This is a genomic window from Herbaspirillum sp. WGmk3, assembly GCF_023952535.1.
Taxonomy (GTDB): domain Bacteria; phylum Pseudomonadota; class Gammaproteobacteria; order Burkholderiales; family Burkholderiaceae_D; genus Herbaspirillum; species Herbaspirillum huttiense.
Genome location: NZ_JAKYWT010000001.1, coordinates 92917 through 118930 on the forward strand (window position 1 = coordinate 92917; position 26014 = coordinate 118930).

At 62.6% G+C, this 26014-nt stretch carries 18 protein-coding genes; 4 read left to right on the forward strand and 14 right to left on the reverse strand.

Annotated features, from left to right (window positions below; translation table 11 throughout):
- Window positions 1–218: 218 nt before the first annotated feature.
- Both MKD49_RS00360 and MKD49_RS00365 read right to left on the reverse strand, forming a co-directional pair.
- Window positions 219–563, reverse strand: coding sequence for a hypothetical protein (locus tag MKD49_RS00360; RefSeq protein ID WP_252695139.1), 345 nt, complete (start codon window positions 561–563; stop codon window positions 219–221).
- A 216-nt stretch (window positions 564–779) separates the two neighbouring features.
- Window positions 780–1466 carry a hypothetical protein gene (locus tag MKD49_RS00365; RefSeq protein ID WP_252695140.1) on the reverse strand — a complete coding sequence of 229 codons (687 nt, stop codon included), beginning with the start codon at window positions 1464–1466 and terminating at the stop codon, window positions 780–782.
- A 482-nt stretch (window positions 1467–1948) separates the two neighbouring features.
- Here MKD49_RS00365 and MKD49_RS00370 point away from each other — a divergent pair, with 482 nt between their 5' ends.
- Window positions 1949–4168: an alpha/beta hydrolase domain-containing protein gene (locus tag MKD49_RS00370; protein ID WP_252695141.1), complete on the forward strand. Its 2220-nt coding sequence runs from the start codon at window positions 1949–1951 to the stop codon at window positions 4166–4168.
- Between the two features lie 74 nt (window positions 4169–4242).
- Here MKD49_RS00370 and MKD49_RS00375 read toward each other — a convergent pair whose 3' ends face one another.
- The 7 genes from MKD49_RS00375 to speB are packed head-to-tail and all read right to left on the reverse strand — an operon-like array spanning window position 4243 to window position 11307.
- Window positions 4243–5268: a glyoxylate/hydroxypyruvate reductase A gene (locus MKD49_RS00375; protein WP_252695142.1), complete on the reverse strand. Its 1026-nt coding sequence runs from the start codon at window positions 5266–5268 to the stop codon at window positions 4243–4245.
- Window positions 5198–5953, reverse strand: coding sequence for a class II aldolase/adducin family protein (locus MKD49_RS00380; protein ID WP_121041857.1), 756 nt, complete (start codon window positions 5951–5953; stop codon window positions 5198–5200). Before MKD49_RS00380 ends, MKD49_RS00375 begins: the two co-directional genes overlap by 71 nt.
- Window position 5954: 1 nt before the next feature.
- Window positions 5955–7484 carry an amino acid ABC transporter permease/ATP-binding protein gene (locus MKD49_RS26510; protein ID WP_305882112.1) on the reverse strand — a complete coding sequence of 510 codons (1530 nt, stop codon included), beginning with the start codon at window positions 7482–7484 and terminating at the stop codon, window positions 5955–5957.
- Between the two features lie 30 nt (window positions 7485–7514).
- A complete protein-coding gene (locus MKD49_RS00395; protein WP_252695143.1) occupies window positions 7515–8327 on the reverse strand; it encodes an ABC transporter substrate-binding protein in 813 nt (270 codons plus the stop codon).
- Window positions 8328–8385: 58 nt separating this feature from the next.
- Entirely contained in the window at window positions 8386–9450 is a 1065-nt protein-coding gene (locus MKD49_RS00400) for an isopenicillin N synthase family oxygenase (RefSeq protein WP_252695144.1), read from the reverse strand.
- Window positions 9451–9452: 2 nt separating this feature from the next.
- Window positions 9453–10346 (reverse strand): sugar phosphate isomerase/epimerase, encoded by an 894-nt coding sequence (locus MKD49_RS00405; protein WP_252695145.1) that lies wholly within the window; start codon window positions 10344–10346, stop codon window positions 9453–9455.
- 10 nt (window positions 10347–10356) lie between these two features.
- Window positions 10357–11307, reverse strand: coding sequence for an agmatinase (gene speB / locus MKD49_RS00410; protein ID WP_252695146.1), 951 nt, complete (start codon window positions 11305–11307; stop codon window positions 10357–10359).
- A 166-nt stretch (window positions 11308–11473) separates the two neighbouring features.
- On the opposite strand from speB, the gene MKD49_RS00415 reads away from it, so the two are divergent.
- Window positions 11474–12370, forward strand: coding sequence for a LysR family transcriptional regulator (locus tag MKD49_RS00415; protein ID WP_252695147.1), 897 nt, complete (start codon window positions 11474–11476; stop codon window positions 12368–12370).
- Between the two features lie 42 nt (window positions 12371–12412).
- Here MKD49_RS00415 and pbpC read toward each other — a convergent pair whose 3' ends face one another.
- From pbpC to MKD49_RS00430, 3 genes are all read right to left on the reverse strand, one after another.
- Window positions 12413–14701, reverse strand: coding sequence for a penicillin-binding protein 1C (gene pbpC, locus MKD49_RS00420; protein WP_252695148.1), 2289 nt, complete (start codon window positions 14699–14701; stop codon window positions 12413–12415).
- Window positions 14701–20592 carry an alpha-2-macroglobulin gene (locus MKD49_RS00425; protein ID WP_252695149.1) on the reverse strand — a complete coding sequence of 1964 codons (5892 nt, stop codon included), beginning with the start codon at window positions 20590–20592 and terminating at the stop codon, window positions 14701–14703. The genes pbpC and MKD49_RS00425 overlap by 1 nt, the downstream gene beginning before the upstream one ends.
- A gap of 104 nt (window positions 20593–20696) precedes the next feature.
- Window positions 20697–21578, reverse strand: coding sequence for a LysR substrate-binding domain-containing protein (locus MKD49_RS00430; RefSeq protein WP_252695150.1), 882 nt, complete (start codon window positions 21576–21578; stop codon window positions 20697–20699).
- 144 nt (window positions 21579–21722) lie between these two features.
- Between MKD49_RS00430 and MKD49_RS00435 the strand changes: the two genes are divergently transcribed.
- Entirely contained in the window at window positions 21723–22904 is a 1182-nt protein-coding gene (locus MKD49_RS00435; RefSeq protein ID WP_252695151.1) for an MFS transporter, read from the forward strand.
- Window positions 22905–22919: 15 nt separating this feature from the next.
- Window positions 22920–24017: an SDR family oxidoreductase gene (locus MKD49_RS00440; protein ID WP_252695152.1), complete on the forward strand. Its 1098-nt coding sequence runs from the start codon at window positions 22920–22922 to the stop codon at window positions 24015–24017.
- Window positions 24018–24113: 96 nt separating this feature from the next.
- Here the strand turns inward: MKD49_RS00440 and MKD49_RS00445 are convergent, their stop codons facing one another.
- Both MKD49_RS00445 and MKD49_RS00450 read right to left on the reverse strand, forming a co-directional pair.
- A complete protein-coding gene (locus tag MKD49_RS00445; protein WP_034332511.1) occupies window positions 24114–24644 on the reverse strand; it encodes a phosphoribosyltransferase in 531 nt (176 codons plus the stop codon).
- A 53-nt stretch (window positions 24645–24697) separates the two neighbouring features.
- Window positions 24698–26011, reverse strand: a complete 1314-nt coding sequence (locus MKD49_RS00450) for an adenylosuccinate synthase (protein WP_088753376.1) — start codon at window positions 26009–26011, stop codon at window positions 24698–24700.
- Between the last annotated feature and the right edge of the window lie 3 nt (window positions 26012–26014).

Genomic DNA, 26014 nt, shown 5'->3' on the forward strand with positions numbered 1-26014 from the left:
CATCAGGAAAACCAATCGGCAAAGAGAATGTTGCATATCGACCGCCTAAAATTTGGAATCGCGTCCCTCGGAGCGAGCCCGAAGAATCTCTGCTTTTATATAGTTGAACTGCGCTGCAGTAAAATCTCGACAGCTATTGGTCAAGGCATTGTAGGGAGCGACATCCAGTTACTCGGCGGCTAACTCCATCTCATCTTGTTCTCGCGGCAGTATCAAGCTCAAAACGAGTGCAAATTATCAATCTCCAAATCAATACGCCCTGCACCGCGGTCGATTAATGTGCATTCCAACGAGAGGTCTGACCGGCCCTCCTCAGCCGTCCAAAGATCAAAGCGAACAGACCAGGTTGGGCTAGCGGCATTCCTGACTTCAATCGCATCGATACCGGCGAATGCAGTGTCGGGCGGAATAACCAACGTCCGGCCGTATCTCAAGACAGCATTACGCATCAGGTCGGCGGAAAGGCGAATACCGCGTGAACGGCGCTGGGCCGCTTCGTAATCACCCGCGACTAGCCATGAAATGAGCTGACGAATCAGAGTGATAAGTCGTTGATCAGACATGTTCTTGTGTTCGCATTCCTGGAAATCCGGGTAGCTGTATCTGCACGATGCTAGCCGGACAATATTCCGTTTCAGCTATATTTTCTGCGCCTGAGGAACGTCTTCTCAAGATCTGCTCCCGAGGGAGCTTTTAATTCCAGCACGGAAAATACGCGTCATGCCGCTTTTTCGAATGAAAGCCATGTCGCTTCCAATCGAGCAGCACAGCCTATTTCCTTACGCTCGCAAAATTCGACGCATTCTCTCTTTGTAATTTAAGGATCGTCTGTGCTGCCATTCGATATCGGGGTTAACACATGCATATTTCAGCTCACCTTTTTTCAGGGCCTCTTTCGCCTGAGCGATTTCACCATTGCGCATGGACAAAATAGCCGAATAGATAAATGGATCAGCCGATCTCGGCTTTCCCCCCTGCATTATGTTAGCCGGATATTCATCAATATTTTCGAGGGCATTCGCCAATTGATCAGGCCTCGATAGCGAAGAAATGAATGGAATTCCGAATGTATCCAAGTCTTCAAAAAATCTCATGCATCCAGATTCAAATGATTTCCGATAATCATCGCGGTAGTTTTGCATCAAGTCCGGGTTGTTGTTCCAACGCAGCCATAGCAGCTCCACGGACAATACCCCAATCGAATTCCCTTCCAAACCTGGCATCTCATCAAGCCACAAATCTTTTTCACGAAATTCTTCAGCCACATCTCGTGAGCATAAAATTATTGCGCTTCGAAAGGTGCTCTCATCCCATTGCGAAAGCGTTATTCTTGGAAAAATTTTTAGCCTGATCTCCGGATAGAAAATACACTGATTTTCATCATCGGACGCACATAATCTATAGCCGCGATCATGCATCCCTGAAATCAGGGATGACTTATTTTTGATCCAATGGGTAAATTTCATCTTTATATCGCTGCCGGTTAAGCAGCACTCTATTCAGCGGCCATCAGACTTCTGCCTCTGAGGTCGCTTTACCATGTCACCACATCCCCATTTTTTACGCGTCCAGAAGTGACAACCAAGCTGTCCCGATACTGACACTCATCAAGCTCCTTGGATTACCAAAGACTGCGCCGAAGCTCATTGCAATAGTGTAACCGGCGTCTTCAAATGCTTTCGCTTCCGGGTATCAAGGACCTGCCATTGCACGGCGCGTACACCTGTTTGCACAAAACTATTGCTCAGCTCGATACGCACTCAACTTCTCTCGCGTCACCAGCAGAAAACTTATCGGCGACGTCACTCACAGAACTGATCAATCATTTTTCCCTTGAGTCTGTATTCCATAAAGATGAAATCACCGAAGGTGACGCTAGCGATAAAAACCCGTCATCCCAGTTTGCGGTAGGCTTGGTCTTCCTCGTTCCCACAAAATCACGGAGACCATGAAAACCACCCTCACCTTGCTGGCCCTCGTCGCTGGCACGGCAGCCACGGAACAGGCGCTCGCCGCCAACTCACCTGCCAGGCCGTCCGGCTACATCGACCAGCTTGAAATCACCCAGACCGCCGATGCCTTCGGTGGCGCAACGCCAGCCGGTGCGGCCGGCCCCTACCAGTTGATCTCGGGCGTCGTGCACGGCAAGCTCAATCCGCTTCACCCGGACAATGCCAGCATCACCGATCTCGACAAGGCCCCCAGAGACGCCCATGGCTACGTTTCCTACACGACCGACTTCGTGATCCTGCGTCCGAAGTCGGCGACCCAGGCACGTCGCGTGCTCTTCTATGACGTGGCCAATCGTGGCCGCAAGCTGGCCGAGGAATTCTTCATCGGCGGCAAATCCCTGCGCAACGGCCCGGCTCCCGGCGACACCTACCCCTCCCTGCTGCGCGCCGGCTACACCATCGTCTGGAGTGGATGGCAGGGTGATCTGAAGCAATCGGGCGCAGCCATCGACGGCGCACTGGGCACACAATTCCCGGTGATCACGAACAAGGATGGTTCCGCCATCACCGGTCCGAGCCGCGAAGAATACATCCCCGACTTCCATCAGGGAAACAACGAATTCAAACTCTCGTACGCACCTGCCTCCCTGCGCGACAAATCGCAAGTGAGTTTCACCGTGCGCCAGACCTGGCGCAATGCGCAGGGCCAGCAGGATTACCAGGCTCCTTCTGCGCCGGTGACCGACTGGCATTACGAACCCAAGGCGGACGGCAGCGTGAACGTGGTCTTCACTCCGCCCGCTGCAGTCCCCGGCCCCGCAGGCGGGACCGTGCCCGCCGACCAGGGCAGCATCTACAGCTTCGTCTATCCCGCCGCCCATCCCAAGGTGATGGCGATCGGCTTTGCCGCGGTCCGCGACCTGGTGAGCTTCCTGCGCGATGCGCCTGCCGATGCCAGAGGCACGGCCAATCCCCTCAACGATATGAAGAACGCCGCCTGCGTCGAACAACAGTCCTGCACGGCGCGCGACAAGCGCAATGTTGACTTGACTATCGGTGAAGGTATTTCGCAGTCGGGCCGCTTCATGCGCGACTTCCTCTACATGGGATTCAACAAGAATGCGCAGGGCAACAAGGTCTTCGACGGCATGATGGCCATCATCCCGGGCGGACGCCGCACCTGGATCAATGAACGCTTTTCCCAGCCAGGCCGCTGGTCCAAGGGCCATGAAGAACACTGGATGCCGGGCGACCAGTTTCCCTTCGCCTACAACGTGATGAAAGATCCCGTCAGTGGCGTCACCGATGGCTTGCTCAAGCGATGCACTGCCAGCGCGACTTGCCCGAAGATCATGCAGATCGATGGCAGCTTTGAATGGTGGGGAGGACGCGGTGCACTGGTGGTGACCGACGGCGCGGGCAAGGATCTGATCTTGCCGGACAACGTGCGCTATTACCTGATCTCAGGCACCCAGCACGCGGGCGGAGCCGGCATCAGGAATGGCGTGGTGAAGCGGAACGGCAAGGACAGCATGTGCCAGTTCCCGGCCAGCCCCGTAACGCAGGCTCCCGTGCTGCGCGCCATGATTCCGGCGATGGAAAACTGGCTGGCGAAAGACCGGTTGCCGCCACCCTCGCGCTACCCCACGGTGGCCAGCGGCACGGCGGTCACGCCGGACCAGGCCTCGATTGGTTTCCCTGCACTGGACAACGTACTGGTACCACTGGCCGACTCCTCGGGGACAGTCACGCCAACCCCACTGCAGCTGGCCTACAGCGGCATCCACAATCCGCTGGCCGTCACCGATTATCGCAACGCCATCCCGGTCGTGGATGTCACGCGGCCCTACCGCATTCTGGTGCCCAAGGTTGATGCCGATGGCAATGAGCTGGGCGGCATCGCCCAGCCGGAAGTGGCAGTACCACTGGCTACTTACACGGGATGGAACCTGCGCGCCGGCGGCCACGCGCAAGGGGAAACCTGCTCTTCGCTGGGCAGCGCAATTCCCTTCGCCGTGAGTGGCGCGAGCAGGAGCAGCAGTGATCCCCGGCCTGCACTCGACCAGCGCTACCATGGCCGGGCAGACTATGCCGCGCAGATCAAGGCCTCTGGCGACAAGTTGGTGCAGGAAGGCTATCTGCTACCACTGGATGCCGAACACCTGTTTGCGGCTCATGCGCAACAGGTGTCGCCGCAATTGATTCCGCAACCCTGAGTGATGTTGCCGGGTCCATGGGCGCAGGCCGGCCCATGGACTGCATGTTCACGTATTCAGGTAAGGCAGCTTTCCTAATACCCCAGACCGCGATCAACACCATTCAGTACAGGCTGCCCGCTGCGTACCCGCTGCACGTTGTCCAGAATCTGTCCGACGATGACCTCAGGCTGCGCACTCGACGCCATATGCGGCGTAACCACCACGCGCGGGTGCGACCACAACGCGTTGGATGCGGGCAATGGTTCCTGCGCAAAGACATCCAGCACCGCCCCGCGCAAATACTGCCGGTCCAGTGCTTCCAGCAGGTCCTCCTCCACCAGATGCTCTCCCCGGCCGCAATGCACCAGCGCTGCATCCGGCTTCATCGCCGCAAATACGTCGCGCCCCAGCAGCTTGCGGGTGGCATCGGTCAGCGGCAGGAGGCAGACCACGATATCGGGTGCCTGCAGGAATGCATGAAGCGCATCGTCACCGGCACAGGTGCTTACCCCATCGATGTGATGCACGGAACGCGACCAGCCACTGACAGTGAAACCCTGGCCTCGCAACACCCCGGCCAGATGGCTCCCCAGAGCACCCAGCCCCATCAGGCCGACATGGGTCTGATGCGCCGGCTTTTGCGACGGGATCTTCCACACACGCTGTACCTGCTGCTGCAGCGCCTGGTCCAGCGCGCGGTGGTAATACAGCACGGCCCACAAGACGTACTCGGCCATTCCTGCCGCCAGCGCGGGATCAACGATGCGGCACACCGGCACAAGAGGGTGAGCCCGCGCAGCGCCGAGCACATGATCGACTCCGGCTGCAATGGAAGAAATCAGGCGCAGATTGGGCAAGCGCTCGATGACCCCGGCCGGCGGATACCAGCCGGCAACAGCCTCTACATCGTCCGGATCGGGCAGGTCCGGCCACAGCCGCACTTGCAGCTCCGGCATGCGGCGCGCGGCCTCTTCACGAAACACCGCGTGCAGGTCACTGAGGTCATCGGTCGCACTGCAAATCAACAAGGTCGGCATGGCGTGGCCCTCAGTCGCGATAGGAAGGATCCAGTCGGTCCAGGCGCCGCAGCCATGCTTGCCACAGGATCTGGCGCTCATGTTCGACGCTTTGCAGCTGCTCGCAGGCGTGCTGGCTCAAGTGCGCGGCAATCTCGGTAACCGGTCCGGCGACTGTCGCCATTTGCGCGGCAGCCATCTGGATCTCGCACGCGCGATTGAGGTAGAACATGATCGCAAACGCATCGGCCACCGTGGCTCCCACCGACAGGAGACCATGGTGGCGCAGCAGCAAGGCGATGTTGTTGCCCAGCGATTGCTGGATGCGTGTACGTTCATCCAGATCGAAGGCAACGCCCTCATAGGCATGCACGCCGACCCGCTGGTGGAACTCGGTACTGATCTGGTTGAGCTGCAGCAGTCCCTGCTCGCAGGCTGCCACGGCCATGCCGGGCAGCGTGTGGGTATGCAGCACGCAATGGGCATCCTCGCGCGCCATGTGTACGGCGCTGTGGATAGTGAAACCGGCGACGTTGTAGTCGGCCTTGCCCGATACCACGCGGCCTTGCAGGTCCACCACCAGCAGGTCGCTGGCACGCACTTCGTCAAACATCAGCCCGAAAGGATTGATGAGGAAACGGTCCTCCTCGGGGGCCGCGTTGTCCGCACGCGGCAGCCGCACCGAAAAGTGCGTGTAGAGCGTGTCATCCCAGCCGAACAGTGCGGCCAGCCGGTAAGCGGCCGCCAGGTCGCGGCGCAGGACGAGTTCATCGGGTGTCGTAGTCATCTCAAGCATCCAATCCCATGAAGCGGCGCACGCGCAGGGTAGCGGCGTCGGTTGCGGTGGCCTCCCGGATCTGCCGGGGCGAAGCATCCAGTTGCACGCGGCCGTTTTCCATGAACAGCACGCGGTCGGAGATGGTCAGCGCAAAGTCCATCTCGTGGGTGACGATCACCATCGTCATGCCCTCCTGCGCCAATTCCTGGATCACCTTCAAGACCTCGCCGACCAGCTCAGGGTCCAGTGCCGAGGTCGGTTCGTCAAACAGCATCACGTCAGGCGACATGGCCAGCGCCCGGGCAATGGCCACCCGCTGCTGCTGCCCGCCGGAAAGCTGGTGCGGGTATTTGTGCTGGTGCGCCAGCAGGCCCACCTTGTCGAGCAATTGCTGGGCCCGGGTCTGGCGCAGCGCCGGCTCGCCCGGCTGGCGGTGGTAGCGCGGTGCCAGCAGCACGTTGTCCAGTACGCTCAGGTGCGGAAACAGGTTGAAGCCTTGGAACACCATGCCAATGCGGCCGATGCCATTGCGCACCAGGCTGGACTCGAGTGAGGCGTTGGCGCTGATATAGCCTTCGCCGAAGAGGATGATTTCACCCTGGTCGATCTTCTCCAGCGCATTGATGGTGCGGATCAGCGACGTCTTGCCGGAGCCCGAAGGACCGATGATGGACACCACCTCGCCCGCCCTCACGCTCAGGTTCACGCCCTTGAGCACCTCATGCGCACCATAGGCTTTATGGATGCCGATCAGCTCCAGTGCACTCGGCTGCCCCGCCGCCTGGGGCACTGCCGGTGCGACAGGCGGTTTGCCGAGATGGCTGCGCAAGGCGCTGCACTGGCCCTCACTGAGGGTTGCGGGATGGCGCTTCTGCAGATCCAGGCGCCGCTCCAGCCAGCCCAGCAGCGTGCTGAAAAGAGTCACCAGCAGCACGTAATACACGGCCACGCCAAGCAGGGTTTCCATCACCAGGAAATTCTGCGAATACAGGCGCAGGCCCGTCATCAGCAACTCCGGCAAGGAGATCACCGACACCAGCGACGTGAGCTTGATGATGGTGACGTATTCGTTGATGAGAGTGGGCAAGGCAATGCGGAAAGCCTGCGGCATGACGATCAGCCGCATCGTACCAAAGCGGCTCAACGCCAGCGCCCGCCCTGCTTCGCGCTGTCCGCGTGCAACCGACTGCAGGCCGCTGCGATGAATTTCCGCCATGTAGGCCGCCTCGGTCAGCACCATGGCCACCAGCCCGGCAAAGAAGGGATCACCGACAACGGCACGGGTCAGCGGAAAAATTTGCGGCAGGTTGAAGACCACCACCACCACGACCAGCAGCGGCAGGCTGCGAAAGAGCCAGATATACAGCCCGGCGGCCCAGTTGATCCAGCGCGTGCCGGAGGTGCGGGCGCAGGCCAGCAAGAAGCCCAGCACCATGCCCAGTACCCACACCAGCGAACCCAGTTCGACCACCGTGAGACACGCGCGCCAGAAGATCCCCATGGAAAACAGGGACCAGAAATACGACCAATCCAATGCCATGCGAGGGCTCCCGGTGGTTCAAGGTCGACGTTACTTTGCTACCGCCACGGGCTCAAGATCGTATTTCTTGATGAGGGCCGCGTATTCCCCGCTGGCCTGTCCTGCCGCCAGCGCTTTCTGCAAAGCCTGGTACAAGGCGGTATTGCCCTTCTTGACATAGATGCCCAGCGTCTGCGGATACACCAGTGCTTGCGAACTGATGACGATGCGGCCCTTGCTGTGCTCGGCCAGCATCTTGGCGGCACCGGCGATTTCCATCTGGGCCTGGATATTCTTCGACAGCAGGGCCTGCGAGGCTTCCGGCGCGGTCGGGAATTCGCTCACGGCCACGGCCGGCTTGCCCTGGGGCACACAGTATTCGGCCGAGAGTTTCTTCAAGGCGTTGACCCAGCTGGTCCCTGCTTGCAGGCCGACCTTGAGACCGCACAGGTCGTTTTCGCTCTTGGGCATGACGCCGCCGTCCTTGGCCACCATGATGGCCGCACCGGTCTTGCCGTAGGCAATGGCATCAGCCTGGGCAGTGCGCTCGGGCGTGATGTACATGCCGGAAATGATCGCATCGAACTGACCACCGCCGAGGCCCAGGATCAGGCTGGGGAACTTGGTGTCGACGAAGGAAGGCTTGAGCTTCAATTCCCGGCCCAGCATCTCGGCGATGTCCGGATCGAAACCGACGACCTTGTCGCCCTGCCAGGATTCCAAAGGGGGGTAGGTGATTTCCATGCCGACCTTGAGCTGGCCGGGGACCATGGTCTGCGCGGACGCGGCTACCGGCAGCAAGGCTGACAGGGCCAGCGTAAGCAGGTGGCGCTTGAACGAAATGCGGCGGAGGGGGTGGGTCATGGCGCTGGACTCCTTCTGTGAGCGGGCTGAAAAAAAAGAAAAGAAAACGGGCGAGAACTCAACCGCCGGCCGTCGTCCTGGACCGGGTATAACCAAAACTGCCGGGCTTCAATGCGTCCGCAGACATCGCCAACTCGCCTGCTTCCACCTTGCGCTTGAGGTAGGTATAGGTCTGCTGGGCCTGCGAATACATGTGTTCTCCGATGGACAGCTCACCGTAACGGGTCGCGTCTTCAGATCCGCTGGCAAATTGCGGCAAGGGGCGGATGCGCGTGTGATAGTCGCAGGCGAAAAAAAGCGGGAAGGAATAGCGTTCCTGCTGCACCTTGCGCACGCGGTGCGACGTGGCGGGGAAGGCGCCCGCGGTCATCACTTCGAGCATGTCGCCGATATTGATGACGAAAGCTTCCTCGCCTGCCACCGAACAGGGTGGCGCGTCGATCCAGGCGCCCTGGTCGTTCATCACTTCCAGGCCGGGCTGATCGGCCAGCAGCAGGGTGAAGCATTCGTAATCCGTGTGGGCACCGATGCCGGGCGCATCGACCGCTTCCAGGTCGACCGGATAATGAATCAGCCGCAGCTTCGAGGGCGGACAGGTCACCAGGGACTCGAAGGCATCCTCGGGCTGGCCCAGCGCCAGGGCAAAGCCACGGAACAAGGTGCGGCCAAGCGCGAACACCGCCTCGTAATATCGGGAGACGGCCTCCTTGAAACCCGGCAGCTCGGGCCATTTGTTGTTGCCGATCAGGGGCGTGCCGGCCAGTACCAGCGGGTGGTCATCCGGCACCTCGAAACCGATGTCGAAGGCTTCCTTGTGATCGGGCCGGCCCTTGGAATAGACCTCTTCGCCCTCGGGCACATAGCCCTTGTGGCCCCAGGCGTCGCCGATGTAATAGCGCATCTTCCACGGCATCGGCTGCGCGAACAGCGCGCGGCTGGCCTCGCGCAGGCCGGCGATCAGCCGCGGATCGATCCCGTGGCCGGTGATGTAGAAAAATCCGACCTCGCGCGCCGCCGCTCCCAGTTGGTCGGCAACCGCTTGGCGCTGTGCCGGCTCGTCGCGATAAAGGCCGCTGATATCGATCACGGGCAAGGCCGTGAAATTGCGCTGTCCGGTGTGCATGTTCAAACTCCTGCGGTAGAAGGCGACTGCGTTGATGACGAAGAACCGATGCCATGCTGTTGTGACCAGCGTGCAAAATGCGCGCGCTCCTGCTGCGCCATCCAACGATTGAGCTGCCACAAGTCAGCCACGGGGCTGCGGGTATAGGGCAGCAGATGCAGGTAGCCGTCCGGACCGAACTCCGGCGTGAGCGTGCTGGTGGCATAGCCGCTGGCGTACTGGAAAGACCAGATCGTCTCCCAGATGCGCTGGTGGAAAGCCAGCTCGGGCGCATATTCGGGCGCGGCCGGATCCGGGACCTGCGGCCCCTGCGCATAGCCCACGCGCGCCTGCACATGGTGTACACGCTCAAGGAAGGGTGTGAGGTCATCCAGCGGGTCATCCAGCAAACGCTCACAGACCACGACCCAGTGGCTGATGTCGGCGGTGTAGCGCAGCCGGGGCAGCTGGCGCACGATGTCCAGCGTGACCCAGGGACTGTAGAGCGAACTGGCGCGATGGGTCTCGAAGCTGCAAGGAACGCCCGCATCATCGGCCAAGGCCTGCGCCCGCCCCAGGAAATCGACTTGTTCCGCCAAGGGCCAGCGGTCGTTGCCGGCCAGCAGGTTCACGAAACGGGGCTGCAGTTCCGCCGCTGCGTCGAAGGCGCGCGCCAGGTGCTGCAAATGCACCTCCGGCCGGTCGGCCTGGCGCGGAACGACGTCCACGCCACTGAAGACGATGGCGATGTAATCCAGCGCCTCGGCCTGCAGGCGGTCGCGCAATGCGCGCCGCTCCTGCAGCGCCATCGGCAGGCGCGCTTCCAGGCCGCTGCAGCCGGCCTCGCGCAGTTCGGCCACGCAGCGGCTCCAGGGTTCTTGCATGCCCCAGCCGCTGCGAAAGATCTTCAGCTCCATGGCCGGCCTCTCAGCGGTAGGTCACGCCGGGCAGCACACACAGCATTTCGTAGAGCAGGTTCGCGCCCAGCTGCGAGGTATTGCCGCTCAAGTCATAGGGAGGCGAGACCTCCACCAGATCACAGCCCACGAGGTTCATGCCACGGCAGCCACGCACGATTTCCAGGCCCTGGATGCAAGTCAGCCCGCCCACTTCGGGGGTACCGGTGCCGGGTGCCCAGGCCGGGTCGATGCCGTCGATGTCGAAGCTCAGGTAGACCGGACCGGCGCCGATCTGGGCGCGTACTTCTTCCATCAGCGGCGCCAGCGAACGATGCCAGCATTGCTCGGCCTGCACCAGGCGGAAACCCTGGTCCACGCCCCACTGGAAGTCGCCGCTGGAGTAGCCCTGCGCACGCTGTCCGATCTGCACCACCCGCTTGCAGTCGAGCAAGCCCTCTTCCACGGCGCGGCGGAAGGTGGTGCCATGGGCGATCTTCTCGCCGAACATGTCGTCATTGGTATCGGTATGGGCATCGACGTGCACCAGGCCGACCGGGCCGTGCTTGCGTGCAATGGCGCGCAGGATAGGCAAGGTGATGGTGTGGTCGCCGCCCAGCGTGAGCGGAATGACCGGATACGCCATCAACTCCTCATACGCTTCTTCGATGACGCGGACCGATTCGAGCAGATTGTAGGTATTGATGGCGACATCGCCGATGTCAGCCACCGACAGGGAATCGAAGGGCGCGGCACCGGTGGCCATGTTGTAGGGGCGGATCATCACCGATTCCGCACGGATCTGGCGCGGACCGAAGCGGGTCCCGGCGCGCAGGGAGGTACCGATATCGAGCGGCACGCCGATGAAGGCCGCATCCAGGCCCTCGGCGCTGTCCATCGCAGGCAGGCGCATCATGGTCGAACGGCCGGCAAAGCGCGGCATGTCGTTGCCGCTTTGGGGCTGGTGGAAGACTTTGGACATTGCGTATCACCCTTGTTCTGGCAGCAACAGCAGGCTGCGACGAAGCGAATATACAATGGCCGATAGTTATCAAAAGATAGCTGTAATCAAATAATAAGTTGTTAGAATTCGAAACTGATTTCGGGCACTGAACGCGCGCCCTCCTCCATGCAAAGACGATTTATCCATGACCCCAGGCATCGATTTCAAGTTGCTGCGCATATTCGCCGCAGTGGTCCGCCACCAGGGATTTGCCAGGGCCCAGCAGGAGCTGAACCTGACGACCTCGGCCATCAGCACCTACATGGCCCAGTTGGAGAGCGATGTCGGCTTTACCGTCTGCCGGCGTGGCCGGGGTGGTTTCGCGCTCACTGACAAGGGGGAACTGCTGCTCTCGGAAACGCTGCGCGTCTTGGGTGAGGTCGACAGTTTCGAACGCTATACCCAGTCGCTCAAGGGCGAACTGGGCGGCACGCTGACGATAGGGGTGCTCGATACGACGGTGACCGATCCCTCCCTGCCGATGGCGGAGGCCATCGGCGTCTTTTCCAGCAAGTTTCCGGGCATGCACCTGAACCTGCTCATCCGCAGCCCCTACGAACTGCAGAAGGGCTTGCTGGACAATGACCTCGACATCGCGGTGGGCTTCTTCCCCGCCAAGGCCAACGGCCTGGTCTATCAGCCGCTCTACCGCGAGCAGCAGTGGCTGTATTGCAGCGACCGGCATCCCTGCTTCCAGCAGCGCAACCTGCGCGCCTCGGCCGTCTCGGAAATGAGCGTGGTCAGCCGCAGTTACTGGAGCCAGACCGAGCTGAGCCGGCACGGTTTCAAGCGCAGCGTGGCCACAGTGGAAAGCATGGAAGCGCAGTTGATCCTGATCCTCTCGGGCCGCTATATCGGTTATCTGCCGGAGCACTATGCGCAGTCATGGGTCGAGCAGGGACGATTGAAAGTCTTGCTGCCTTCCGAGTTTGGCTACCAGTCGCAGTTTTCCCTGGTGCTGCGCCGAGGCCGCAGCCGCGAACTGCCTTTGCAGGCAATGCGCGAACTGCTGCAGACCGGCAAGCGCGGCAGCAAGCGCTAGAAATGGGCCGGAAGGGATCTGTGCTGGGCCCTGCAGCACGCATTATTTGCGCGCTGGTCCACCAGCCTTGGATTCATTGCGCACTACCGCCCCCCTGACCTCGAAGCGCACGCTATCGAGCGCCTTGCCCTGCTTGTCCTGCAGCACCAGCACATGCTTGCCGGGCCAGGGCATCCAGTCGAAGTCCAAGGCTTCTTCCCCAGCGGCCGTGAAGTTGGCCGCCACCTTCTGCGCCTGTACCCTGCCCGCCTGCATGACCTCCTGCGGCATCACCTTCCCATCCAGCACCCAGCGGCTGCCGGTTGGCGCGCCTTGGGCGCGGAAGCGGATGCGCTGGCGCGCAGGCGGGATATCGGGGTCCAGCGCAGCGAGCATGCCTGTGGTGGGATAAGTGATGGCCGGACGAATATCGCGCGCATGCGCCAGGCGGATCTCGGCCTGGCCGGTGCCCGGTAAAAAATATTCGGTGCGCGCTGCTTCCACATCCTGCTCGTAGCGGATCATCTGCGCCTGCACGCCGGCCGGTTTTGCGGGCGGGCCGTTGCCCGCATCACGTCCGCCGTTGCGGCCTCGTTCATGCAGATATTGCATGACCTCCTGCCACACCGGTGCCGCACCGGTCACGCCGGACACGTCCCACATCGGCGCGCCAGAAGCGTTTCCGACCCATACCCCTACGGTATAACGCGAGGAATAGCCGACACACCAGTTGTCGCGCATATCCTTTGAAGTACCGGTCTTCACCGCCGTCCAGATGCGGGTGGACAGCGCATTCTCCAGACCGAAGGTCCGCGCGCGCGCACTGCGGTCGGACAGGATGTCGCCGACAATGTAGGCCGCATCGGCGTCCATCACCTGCGTGGCGCGCGCTGGCGTGCGCGCTTCATCGAGCCGCGTGCGCAAGGGCGTGTAGCGGCCCTGATTGGCCAGCACGCGATAGGCATTGGCCAGGTTGGCCAGCGTGACGTCGGCGCTGCCCAGCGCCAGGCTGTAGCCGTAATAATCACCGCTCTCGCGCAGGTTGAAACCGAGCGCCTGCAAGCGACGGAAGAAGCGCTCGGGCGTGACCATCACCAGCGTGCGCACCGCAGGGATATTGAGCGAGGAACCCAGCGACGTGCGCAGGCTCACCAGTCCCTTGTATTGCTTGTCGTAGTTCTGCGGAATGTAGAGCCCGGCCGAGGTGGCCAGGTTGACCGGAGAATCATCCAGCAGGGACGCGGCCGTCAGCCATTTCTTTTCGATGGCCAGTTCGTAGAGGAAAGGCTTGAGCGTCGAGCCCGCCTGCCGCTGCGCCACCACCCCATCCACATTGGCCGCCGCCGACAGCGGGCCGCTGGAACCGACCCAGGCCAGCACCTCGCCGGTGGCATTGTCGATGACGATGACGGCACCATCCTCGATGTTGCGCTCGGCCAGTCCGGCCAGTTGATGACGCAGGGCTTGCGTGGCAAAGCGCTGCAAGGGCGCGTCCAGCGTGGAACGCAATTGCTGCCCCGGTGCATTCAAGAGCTTGCGGGCCAGATGCGGCGCCAGCTGCGGTGAATCGCTCGTCCCCGGCAAATCACGCTTGGCGGACACGCGCGCCAACGCCAGCTCGGTGCGGCCATCCATGCCGCTGCACTGCTCGCCTGCGCCCTCTTCCTTGAGAATGGCGCAGGCGCGTTCGGTCACGCGGCGCGGCGTCGCATTGGGCGCACGGATCAACGCGACCGCGATGGCCGCCTCGCCCTGGTCGAGTCCGCTCGGATGCTTGCCGAACATCACGCGCGACAGCGCATGCACGCCTACCAGCTCGCCCCGGAAGGCTACCAGGTTGAGATAGGCTTCCAGGATCTGGTCCTTGCGCCAGTTGCGCTCCAGCGATTGTGCAATCCACGCCTGCGATACTTTCTGCGTGAGCGAACGCACGCCGGACTTGCGGCGCAGATCGTCATAGATCAAACCCGCCAGTTGCATCGTGATGGTGGAGGCACCGCGTGTCTTCGTATTCCACAGGTTGCCCCAGGCCGAGGCAGCTACAGCGCTCCAGTCGATGCCGCTGTGCTGATAGAAACGCCGGTCCTCGGAGGCCACCAGGGCATGCCGCAGCGCCGGGGATACGTCTTCCAGTTTGACCCAGGACAATTTGCGCTCGTCCATGTTCACGCGCATGCGCTGCAACAGCTCGCCATTGCGGTCTAGCAGGCTGGCTTCCGAGGGCAGGAAGTCGCGCTGTACTTCGTTGAACGATGGCACGGCACTGGCTGCGGTGGGCATCAGCAGAGCCAGCACCAGCGCGCTGATCGAAACCAGCGCGCCGGGCCGGATGGTGCATGCGGCCATGCGCATCACTGCGCCGCCTTCACGACCAGCTTGCCATTGGGGACTTCACCGAACATTTCCGGCGCATACATCGCTTCCACGCGTGTGGGCGGCAGGTTGAATTCACCCGCATTGTTCAGGCGCACCGTGTAGCTGATGCTGGTGCGGCCCTTGGGCATGGCCTCGTAATACGCGCGATAGGCTTCGAAGCTGCGCTCTTCATAGGCCAGCCAACCCATGCCACGATCACGCGGAGCCTCCTGCTTGCCCTGCGCAATGGCCGAGTCGCGGCCCAGGCCGGAACCCAGCAGGGTCGCACCGCCCGGCACCGGATCGCTGACCACGACCCAGGTCATCTCGGCTTGCGCGTCGATGTCCAGCGTCACGCGCAGCACATCGCCCCGTGTATATACACCGGCCTGCTTCTGCTCGATGGCCTCGACCTTGCGGGTGATGCGATAGCCAGCAGCAAAAGGCTGCTTCAAGGGGACCGCTGCCAGGCTCTGCAAGGTCACCCAGGGCTTGCCGTTGCCCTCTTGCGTCAGGCGCACGCTGCCACCCTGCGCACTGCCTTCCGGCCAGGGCAGCTGCAGCTTGCCGCCGTTGGCGGCACCGCTCCAGGCCAGGCTCTGGGTGGCGGTGCTGGTGCCGTTCTGCTCCAGCGTGGCACGCGTGGTGCCGGTAACAGGTTCTGATTCGAACTTGCGAGCGAATTTCTCCAGCGCCAGGCTGCCCCAGACGTTGGCCGTGGTGGTACTCCAGTGACCGCGCTGCTGGCGGCCGATGGCACCGGCGATCAGGCGCGGCATGTCCTCGCGCCAGGCAGGGTTGTTCAGCTCCAGCAGGATCAGGCGGTTGGCATTGGCATCGGCGCTGCTCATGAGCCACCACCAGTAATCGCCCTCTTCATTGGAGAAGCCCATGCGCGTACCCTGGAAGTTCAGGCGGGCACGCAGGATCTGGTCTGCCTGCTCCAGCTTCTTGTCGCGCTCGGGGATGGCAGAGACGCGCTGCAGGATGCCGATCCAGTCCAGCAGGCCGGAGGTGGGCCAGACGTTGGGATTGATCTGGATCGAACCCAGCATCGCGGGTTGCACACGGTTGTAGCGCGACAGCGCTTCCAGGGCGGCCAGCTTGCGCACGTCCAGATCCTTTTGCGGCGACCAGAAATCGCGCATCACCTTGCCCTCCACGAAGGCCGCGAGGCCATCCAGCATCTTGTCGCGGCTGGCTTGCGGGATGGCATAGCCGGCTTCGTTGGTGGCAGCCAGCAGATAGGCCGTGAGCGTATCGCTGCCGCGGCGCGCGCCACTGTCGCTGGGCGGGAAGTAATACGCCAGGCCGTCGCCATCCAGATAGGTCGGCAGGTCGGCCACGATCTTCTGCCATGCCGCTTCATCGCGCAGGCCGATGGCCTTGGACGTCTTCTGCTCCAGGCAGGCGAAGGGATAGTTGACGAAGTAACGCGTGAGCGCATCGCTGCCACCGGCCAGGCTGGGCTTGAGCGAGAGCGCCAGGCCACCGCGTCCCGGCAGGCTGTCGGCAGGTCGCGCGACGTTGATGGCGGCACTCTTGTCCAGCTGGAACAGCGTGGCCTGCTGCACCGTGACCGGCACGGCCGGGACGACGCGCTGGGTGAACTTCATGGCGTCTCGCGCTTTCTGTCCGCCCTGCTCCTGGGCGCTGATTTCCCAGGCCAGCTGGTTGATGCCTTCCGGCGTCTGCACCGGCCACATGACTTCGGCAGACTGTCCGGCTGCGATCTTCACCTCACGTTCCGGCAGAGTCAGCGTGCTCGCCGTAGTACCACCTTGCGCACGCGCGGCGACCTTGATCGTCATATCGTGCGTGGTGGTATTGCGTACGGTGACGCTGCCGTTGAAGTTGTCGCCCTCGCGCACCAGCGGCGGCAGGCCGGAGATGACCTGCACATCCTGCGTGGAGCGAATGCTGATGCTGCCGGTGCCGAAATCGCTGATGCCATTCTCGGCGATGGCGACGATGCGGAAGGAAGTCAGCGCATCATTGAGCGGCACATCCAGCTGTGCCCTGCCGTCTGCATCCAGCGTGACATTGGGCTTCCATACCAGCAAGGTATCGAACAGTTCACGCGTGGGCGCACGGCCACCGCCCCCGCCAGCGGGCGTGGCCTTTTTGCCGTAGTGGCGCTTGCCAACCACCTGCATCTGGGCCGTTGATGTTTCGACGCCGTAGCTGCGACGTTGCAGCATGGCGCGCAGCACATCCCAGCTGCCATTGGGCTGCAGTTCCAGCAGGGCTTCATCGACGGCGGCCAGGGCGAATTCACCACCGGCGGCGGGCTTGCCGTTGGGCAGTTTCACTTGCACTTGGACCTTGGCCGTGGCGCGGATGGGATACGCCGGCTTGTCGGTGCTGACGGCCACTTGCAGACGATGGCCCGCGTCACCCACGTTGACTTCGGCGATGCCGAATTTCCAGGCCGGCTTGGAGAGATCGACGATGGGGCCCGGTCCCTGGTATTCGCGGAATTCATGCCACCAGTTGATCGGTTCCTTCCAGCCCCAGATGAAGAAGGAATACCACGGCACCTCGCGCATGCGGCCGCGCACGGCCAACACCGACACATACACATTGGGACCATACTCGGCCTTCATCGGCACGCTGATGGTGGGATCCTGGCCGGACAGCTGCACCACGCGCGTATCGATCACGCCTTCACGCTCCACCGCGACCAGCGCGGTAGCGTAGCGGAACGGCATGCGGACCTGGAAGTTGGCGGTCTCGCCGGGCTGGTAATTCTTTTTCTCGGACAGGATGTCGATGCGGTCCTGGTTCTCGCCATCGAACCAGACTTCGCCGCGTCCGGTGACCCACACCGAGGAACGGGCGGCAGCCGCATTGCCATTGCCATCCTTGGCGCTGGCGATCAATTCCACATTGCCCGCTTCGGACAATTCGGTATCGCAGCTGAACATGCCATGCTGGTCGCTCTTGCCGGAGCAGAGCTTGCCGAGGTCCTGCTTGCTCTCGTCGTTTTCATAAGCGTAGAAGCCGCCGACCATGCGCTTGCGGTGCGAATTGGTCTTGCGCGCCAGGCCACGGATTTCCACCGGCACACCGGCTTGCGGCTGGCCAGCGGTATTGAGGGTGACGGCGGTCAGCGTGAGCTTCTTCTTCACCGAGACCCAGTTGCCGGTGCGCAGGCCCACCACCACCGCCGACGGCCACAGGGGCGTGACGTTGGAGATGGTCTGCACTTCGCCATTGGGGTCGCTGTAGGTCATCTCGGTGAGCAGTTCCTGCGGGCGTTGCAGCGCGGGCAGCTTGCCGATGACGGCGCGGCCGGCACCGTTCTTGTCGAGCGTGACGGCGAGTTTGTCGGCGACGATCTTCTGGTCATCAGCATTGCTGTCATCGTCATTACGCGGCGCATCGAAGGAGAAACCGTCGTAACCCGTGATGTTGACCGAACGTGACCGCAACAACGACGACACCCGCACCGCCTGGTTGGCAGCCGCACCGCCATTGATGTAGTTCAGCTGCAGATCCAGCGGCAGCTCCTTGATGGCCACTTGCGCGCCCTTGGGTGGCGTGATGCGCCCCTGCATCAGGGGCAGGCGGAATTCCTCCACGCGGAAGCTGCCGGTGACGTAGGTGCCGCGGCCGTAGCCTGCTTCATTGTCGCCGTCATCGGATTGGCCATTGGCATTGCTGCCGGCAGCGGGATCGACCGTGCCCTGGTCGAGCACAACCTCGTAGCTGCCCAGCTTGGCTTCCTTGGGCAGGGTGAAGCTGGTCTCGGCGCTCTTGTTGCCGCGCCAGTTCAGCGGGAACTGGTATTGCTGGCCGCTGCCGAGATGGCTGATGCGCACCCGCGTAGGCAGGTCTTCCTTGCGCATGAGGCCGAAGCCTTGCATGGTCTCGGTGCGGATCACGTGCTTCATCGAGACCGTCTCGCCGGCACGGAACAGGGTGCGGTCGAAGATGGTAGTGGCGCGGGTGGTGGCCGACTTGTCCATGTCGGTCGGCAAATTGAAGCGCCAGGATTCGATGCCTTCATTCCACGAGGTCAGCGCAAAGGCCATGTCCTGGCGGCCCTTCTCGTCGGTCTTGCGCGCGCTCACGAAGAGGCCGCTGATCTTGTCGGCGTTCTCCGCGCTGTAGCCGCGGTTCACGCAGGCATCTTCCAGCACCGGCATCATGGCCACGCCGCTGGCGTTGGTCTTGCCCTGCCAGAGCTGGGTGCCGTCGCAATTGGAGACGCGGATCTCGGCATCGGCTACCGGTTTGGCATCGTCCAGCCGGGTTACCCAGACGGCGCCATTGGCGCGGCCCAGCTTGACGTGCACCGACAGGTTGGTCACCAGCGCGCTGGTGCGCACATACATCGGCTGCGGCTTGCCCAGCAGCGACGCGCCCAGCTTCTGGGATTCCAGTTCGACCACGTAGAAGCCCGGATCCTTCAGGGGAATGCCGATCACTTCAAAGGGCCATTCGCCCTCCTTGGCGTCCTTCTGTGCAGGCAGATCGAGTTTCTTCGCACCGGGTTCCTTGGCCAGCAGGCTGACGCTGCGCGTATCCACCTTCTTCGGATCGCCCCACTTCTCGTGATACTTGTTCAGGCGCGTGAGCCAGGCGATGACGGCCTTGTCGCCATCCACTTTCAGATCCGCGACCTGGCCGGGCATGGCGCGGCCATCCTTGCCGCGTACCAGCAGCCCGGCTTCCACGCGGCGCAGGGTGACCGGCAGTGTGGGATCAGCGTTGAGCTCGATGATGCCAAAGGGGGCGGCCGGGAATTTGGCCAGCGGCGGGAAATCCGCCAGCGCCGATTTCAACGGGAAGGCTCCTGCATTGGCCAGGGTGCGCCCATCTTCATCCTTGAAGCCGGAAGGCAGGCTGATGGTGAAGTCGGATTTCTCCGGGAACGGCGGCTTGAAGCGCAGCTCTCGCACGGCTTCGTCCTTGTCGCCTTCCAGTGTGGGCTTGATCTTGCCGGTGGTGGCATTCATCACCACCTGCTCGGCCAGCTTGCGCGGCACCGGGGCCGAGAACGACAAGGTGACCGGCAGGATGGGCGAGCAGGCAGCGTTGGCGTTCTCGCGCTGGCACGAGAGGCTGGCGGCGAATTCGCTGCGCACCTGGAAATTGAAGACCTGCGGCTTGGAGGTCACGATGGAAGGCGCATTGGCAGCGGCAATGCCACGATCCCAGACCAGCTTCACGTGGGCCTCGTTGGGCAGGCGCTGCTGGCACTGCACGATGGTGACCGACGCCGGGTCCGAGCCCTTGGCGAACTGCTGCAGCAAGGCCTTGCGATCAGCGTCGCCGACGGCCTTGGTGGGGATGCGCTCATTGATGCCTTCGGCTTCGCAATACAGGTGGTCGCGAACCGTAGCCCCGGTGGCCGGCCCGTTCTGGAACAGGATGAAGGCCTGGTCTTCCGCAATCTGTGCGCCGCTGTAGGGTTCGACGCGGCTCACCGCCGGGCCGCCGGTACTGAACTGGAAGCGCGTCTTGCCGCTGACCGTGTTGCCGGCGACGGAACGGGCATCCGCACGCAAATTGAAACTGCAGCGGGTACCGGGTGGCAGGTCGCGTTCGAAGTCGTAGACCCAGTTCTTGTCATCAGCCCAGCGTGCCGTGCCGCTGATGGCGCAATCGGCATCGAAGGGCGAGGCCGCCTTGGGGTCGCCGAACTTGACCATCGATTCCGAGAAGCGCGCCCGCACCTGGCGGATGCGCTGCACTTCGCCCTGCGGCGAAAAGGACAGCACGCTGGCATTGGCCGCATACGCAGCCGGTGCGGTGAGCGCCGTGGCCGTGCCGAGGCTGAGCAAGGCCGCCCCGGCCAGCAGCAGCCCTTGCAGCGGTGCGCGGCACATCGCCGCGATCGATGGACGGCCTGTGGCCATGGCGTTTTCCGTTTGCTTCATCTTGTTCTCTCCGGATCAATCTTGTCGTGATGACAGCCACAGGATCCTTCCCCCTTGCGGCAGTGCTGGCGCTCAGACTGGAATAATGGCAAAACGTTTCCGATTTACAGCTTGCATTGCAAAAAATCCAGAAAACAGCTGATGCGGCGCGATAGCTGGGTGTTGTGGTAGTACACCGCCGAGATCTTTTGACGGAAGCCGCTATCGTAATGATCCAGCAGGCGCACCAGGCGGCCTGCCGCCAGGTCGGCCGCGGTCATGAAGTCGGACAGGCAGGCAATGCCCTGCCCCTGCAGGGCCAGGTGACGAATGGTCTCGCCGCTGGAGGCGCGAATCGCCGGACGCACCTGATAGCGGTCTCCCGCAGTGTGGCGCAGCGGCCAGTGATTGAGGCTGTCCGGCTGGGAAAAGCCGATCAGCTGATGTTGTTCCAGTGCTTCCACCGACTCCGGCGCACCGTGGCGGGCCAGGTAATCGGGACTGGCCACGATGTTCAGGCGCGCCGAACTCAGGGGCCGCGCATGCAAGGTGGAGTCCTGCAACTCGCCGATGCGGATGGCGATGTCGGCGCGCTGCTCGACCAGGTCGATGAAGCGGTCGTTGGTGGTCAGCTCCAGTTCGATCTCCGGATAGGCCGCGCGGAAAGCGCCCACATGCGGCACCACACAGTGCAGCATGAAAGGCACGGCCGCATCCACGCGCAACTTCCCGACCGGCTTGCGCGTGCGCATGCGCACCGTGTCTTCGGCCTGCTCCATGGCGGCCAGGATGGCGCGCGCCTGCTCGAGAAAGGCTTCGCCCTCTTCGGTCAGCTCCATGCGGCGCGTGGTGCGGGTCAAGAGGCTCGCGCCCAGCTTCTCCTCCAGCCGCGACAGCGCGCGGCTCACCCCGGAGGTGGTCTGCTCCAGCACTTCGGCCGCAGCCGAGAGCGTGCCGGCCTCAACGACCGCGACGAAGGTGCGCAATTCCTCGGACTGAATACTCATTGTTGACTCCAGATCAAATATTCTTTGATTGTAACGGCATTTTTCTCAACAAAGACTGCGCGCACAATCCTTCACATCGCTGCGACTCCATTTCGGGTTCTGCAGCCGGAAACCCTCATTACTCCTCATTCTGGAAGGATTGCCATGCCAATTGCACTTTGGGCGCTGACCATCAGCGCATTCGCCATCGGGACTACCGAGTTCGTCATCATGGGTCTGCTGCCCGAAGTAGCGACCAACCTGGGCGTGAGCCTCTCTTCGGCCGGTCTGCTGGTGACCGGTTATGCGCTGGGCGTGTTCGTGGGCGCCCCGCTGGTCACGGCAACCACCGGACGCCTGCCGCGCAAGACCTTGCTGATCGCGCTGATGGTGGTCTTCGTCATCGGCAACCTGGCCTGCGCCATCGCGCCGGGCTATGCCACGCTGATGATCGGGCGCGTGGTGGCCTCCTTCGCCCATGGTGCCTTCTTCGGTGTCGGTTCGGTGGTAGCCACCAGCCTGGTCCCCAAGGAGAAGCAGGCCTCGGCCATCGCCCTGATGTTTACCGGCCTGACGGTGGCCAACGTGCTGGGCGTGCCCTTCGGCACCTGGCTGGGCCAGAGTTATGGCTGGCGCGCCACCTTCTGGGCCGTCACCGTCATCGGCGTGATCGCGCTGGCTGCGACCGCCGTGCTGGTGCCGCGCTCGCAAGGCGGTGAAGAAGCCGACTTCGGCAAGGAAGTGCGCGTGCTCATGCGTCCGCAGGTCATGCTGGGGCTGTTGATGACGGTGTTGGGCTTTGGCGGCGTGTTCGCGGCCTTCACCTACATCGCTCCGATCCTGACCGACATCAGCGGTTTCCCGGCGTCGGCGGTCTCGCCCATCCTGCTGCTGTTCGGCCTGGGACTGGTGATCGGCAACCTGGCCGGCGGCAGGCTGGCCGACCGCAAGCTCATGGCCACCCTGCTGGGCAGCCTGGTGCTGCTGGCGGTGGTACTGGTGCTGTTCGGGCTCACCAATGAAAACAAGATCGCCGCCATCATCGGCGTGGGCCTGATGGGCATGGCGGCCTTCGCCACCGTGCCGCCGCTGCAAATGCGCGTGCTGGAAAAGGCGACCGGTGCGCCCAACCTGGCCTCATCGGCCAATATCGCGGCCTTCAACCTGGGCAATGCTGCGGGTGCCTGGCTGGGTGGCGTGACCATCGATCATGGCCCGGGCCTGCATGCAGTGCCTTACGTGGCGGCGCTGCTGCCGCTGGCGGGGATTGCCGTGGCCCTGGTGAGCTGGAAGATGGATGCACGACCGGCCGCCCTGGCCCGCACCGAACGGACTACCCCCATCTGATTGACGGAGCCCGCCATGACCCAGACCCCAAGCACTTCCCCGCCGCAGCGCCAGACCGCCCTGGTAGTGGGAGCCCACGGCGTGATCGGCAGCCAGTTGATCGCGCACCTGCTGTCCCTGCCGCAGTGGGAGGTCATCGGCCTGTCGCGCCGGGGTGGTGAGCACCGCAAGCAGGAACGACTGCGCCACGTTTCCGTGGATCTGCTCGATGCCAGCGATGCCAGACGCCAGCTAGCCCCGCTGGAACACGTCACCCACGTGTTCTATGCGGCCTATCAGCATCGCCCCAGCTGGAGCGAACTGGTGGCCCCCAACCTGGCCATGCTGCAGAACACGGTGCAGACGGTGGAAGCCCACGCGCCCGGCTTGCGCCATATCAGCCTGATGCAGGGCTACAAAGTCTATGGCGGCCATCTTGGCCCGTTCAAGACGCCGGCGCGCGAAAGCGATGCGCAGTTCATGCCGCCCGAGTTCATGTTCGACCAGCAGCGCTGGCTGGAACAGCGGCGCGTCGAGTCAGGCCGCTGCTGGAGCTGGTCGGCACCGCGTCCGGCGGTCGTGGGCGGCGCTGCCCTGGGCAATCCGATGAACCTGGCGCTGGCCATTGCGCTGTATGCCTGCATGAGCAAGGCGCTGGGGCTGCCGCTGCGCTTTCCCGGCAAGCCAGGGGCCTACGACAAGCTGGTCGAAATGACTGATGCCCGCCTGCTGGCCAAGGGCACCGTATGGGCCGCCACCACCGAAGCGGCTGCCAACCAGGCCTTCAACATCGGCAATGGCGACCTGTTCCGCTGGAGCGAGATGTGGCCGAAGATCGCCCGTTATTTCGGCATGGAAGTGGGCACGCCGCTGCCGCTGAAACTGGCCGAGGTAATGGCGGACAAGGCGCCGTTGTGGGAAAGGATCGTCACAGCACATGGCTTGAAGCAGCATCCTTATGCTTCACTGTCGGCATGGGAATTTGCCGACTTCGTGTTCTCGTGGGACTACGACATGTTCGGCGATGGCAGCAAGGCCCGGCGCCTGGGCTTTCACGAGTATGTGGAGACGGAGCAGATGTTCTATCAGCTCTTCGACACCTTCAAGGAACGCAAGATCATTCCGTGGTCCTGAAGCGTTGCACCGGTCATCAACAGACGAAAAAAAGAGCTTGCCGCGGCAAGCTCTTTTCACGTCTGACATCAGCTTCATTCAAACCAAAGCGAACGATCAGGCACCCTTCTTGATCCAAGCCGCCAGCTGATGCGGGCCCAGGCCGTCATATTCTTCGAACGGCTGGTGAATCCAGGGGTTGGTCGGCAGGTAGTCGATGTGGAAATCGGGTTCCACGACCGAGCAGGCCTTCCACCAAAGGACGGCACTCTTGATCTCGGTGACGGACGGGTAATGTTCCTTCAGGTGGACCATCACCTTCTGCAGGGTGACGCCGGAATCAACCAGGTCGTCCACCAGCAGGATGCGGCCACCCAGGGTTCCCTTGGTGATGGTGATGTACTTGGCGATGTCCAGGGAGCTGCGGATGGTGCCGGCAGCTTCCCGGTAGGAGCTGGTCGAGAGAATGGCCAGCGGGACATCGAAAATGCGCGACATCACGTCACCCGGGCGCAGGCCGCCGCGCGCCAGGCACAGCACCTGGTCGAACTGGTAGCCGGATTCGTAGACCTTCAATGCCAGTCGTTCGATCAGGCGGTTGTAATCGTCCCAGGAGACCCAGAGGTCTTTGTCGTCAGAGATCTTCATATTGTTGATTGCTTCGTAGTGCCTTGTGCCCTTGCGGGCGATTGCGTGGTGAATTACTTGAACGGATGGCGCAGGACAATGGTCTCTTCGCGGTCCGGGCCGGTGGAGATCATGTCGATGGGCACGCCCACCAGTTCCTCGATGCGCTTGATGTAAGCGCGGGCGTTGGCCGGCAGAGCGTCCAGCGTCTTGGCGCCGACGGTGGTCTCGGACCAGCCGGGCATTTCTTCATAGATCGGCTCGCAGGCAGCGGCTTCTTCAGCGCCGACCGGGAAGATGTCCACGGTCTTGCCGTTGAGCTTGTAGCCGGTGCACAGCTTCAGCGACTCCAGGCCATCGAGCACGTCCAGCTTGGTCAGGCACATGCCGGAGACACCGTTGATCTGCACCGAACGCTTCAGCAAGGCGGCATCGAACCAGCCGCAGCGGCGCGCACGGCCGGTGACGGTACCGAATTCATGGCCGACCGACGCCAGGTGCTTGCCGGTGCCGGCGTCCGTCGGCAGTTCAGCCGGGAACGGACCCGAACCGACGCGGGTGGTGTAGGCCTTGGTGATGCCCATGATGTAGTGCAGCATGCCCGGACCCACGCCCGCACCGGCGGCGGCATTGCCGGCCACGCAGTTGCTGGAGGTGACGAACGGATAGGTGCCATGGTCCACGTCCAGCAGGCTACCTTGCGCGCCTTCGAACAGGATCTTGCCGCCGGCCTTGTGGATGGCGTACAGGTCGCTGGAGACGTCGGTGACCATGGGCTTGATGCGCGGCACGTTGGCCAGGGCATCGTCCAGGGTCTTCTGGTAGTCCACCGGCTGGGTCTTCAGGTAGTGGGTCAGGACGAAGTTGTGGTAGTCCAGGTTGGCCAGCAGCTTTTCGGCAAAGCGCTTTTCGTTCAGCAGGTCAGCCACGCGGATGGCGCGACGGGCCACCTTGTCTTCGTAGGCCGGGCCGATGCCCTTGCCGGTGGTGCCGATCTTGTCCACGCCACGGGCCGCTTCACGCGCCACGTCCAGCGCCACGTGATACGGCAGGATCAGCGGACAGGCGTCCGACACCTTCAGGCGCGAGCAGACTTCCACGCCGGCGGCTTCGAGCTTGTCGATTTCGCGCAGCAGGTCGGGCACCGACAGCACCACGCCGTTACCGATGTAGCAAGCCACGCCTTCGCGCATGATGCCCGAGGGAATCAGTTGCAGCGCAGTCTTCTTGCCGCCGATGACCAGCGTGTGGCCGGCATTGTGGCCGCCCTGGAAACGCACCACGCCCTGGGCGTGATCGGTCAGCCAATCGACGATCTTGCCCTTACCTTCGTCGCCCCATTGCGTACCGATGACGACGACATTCTTTGCATTGCTGTTCTGTAACATGAC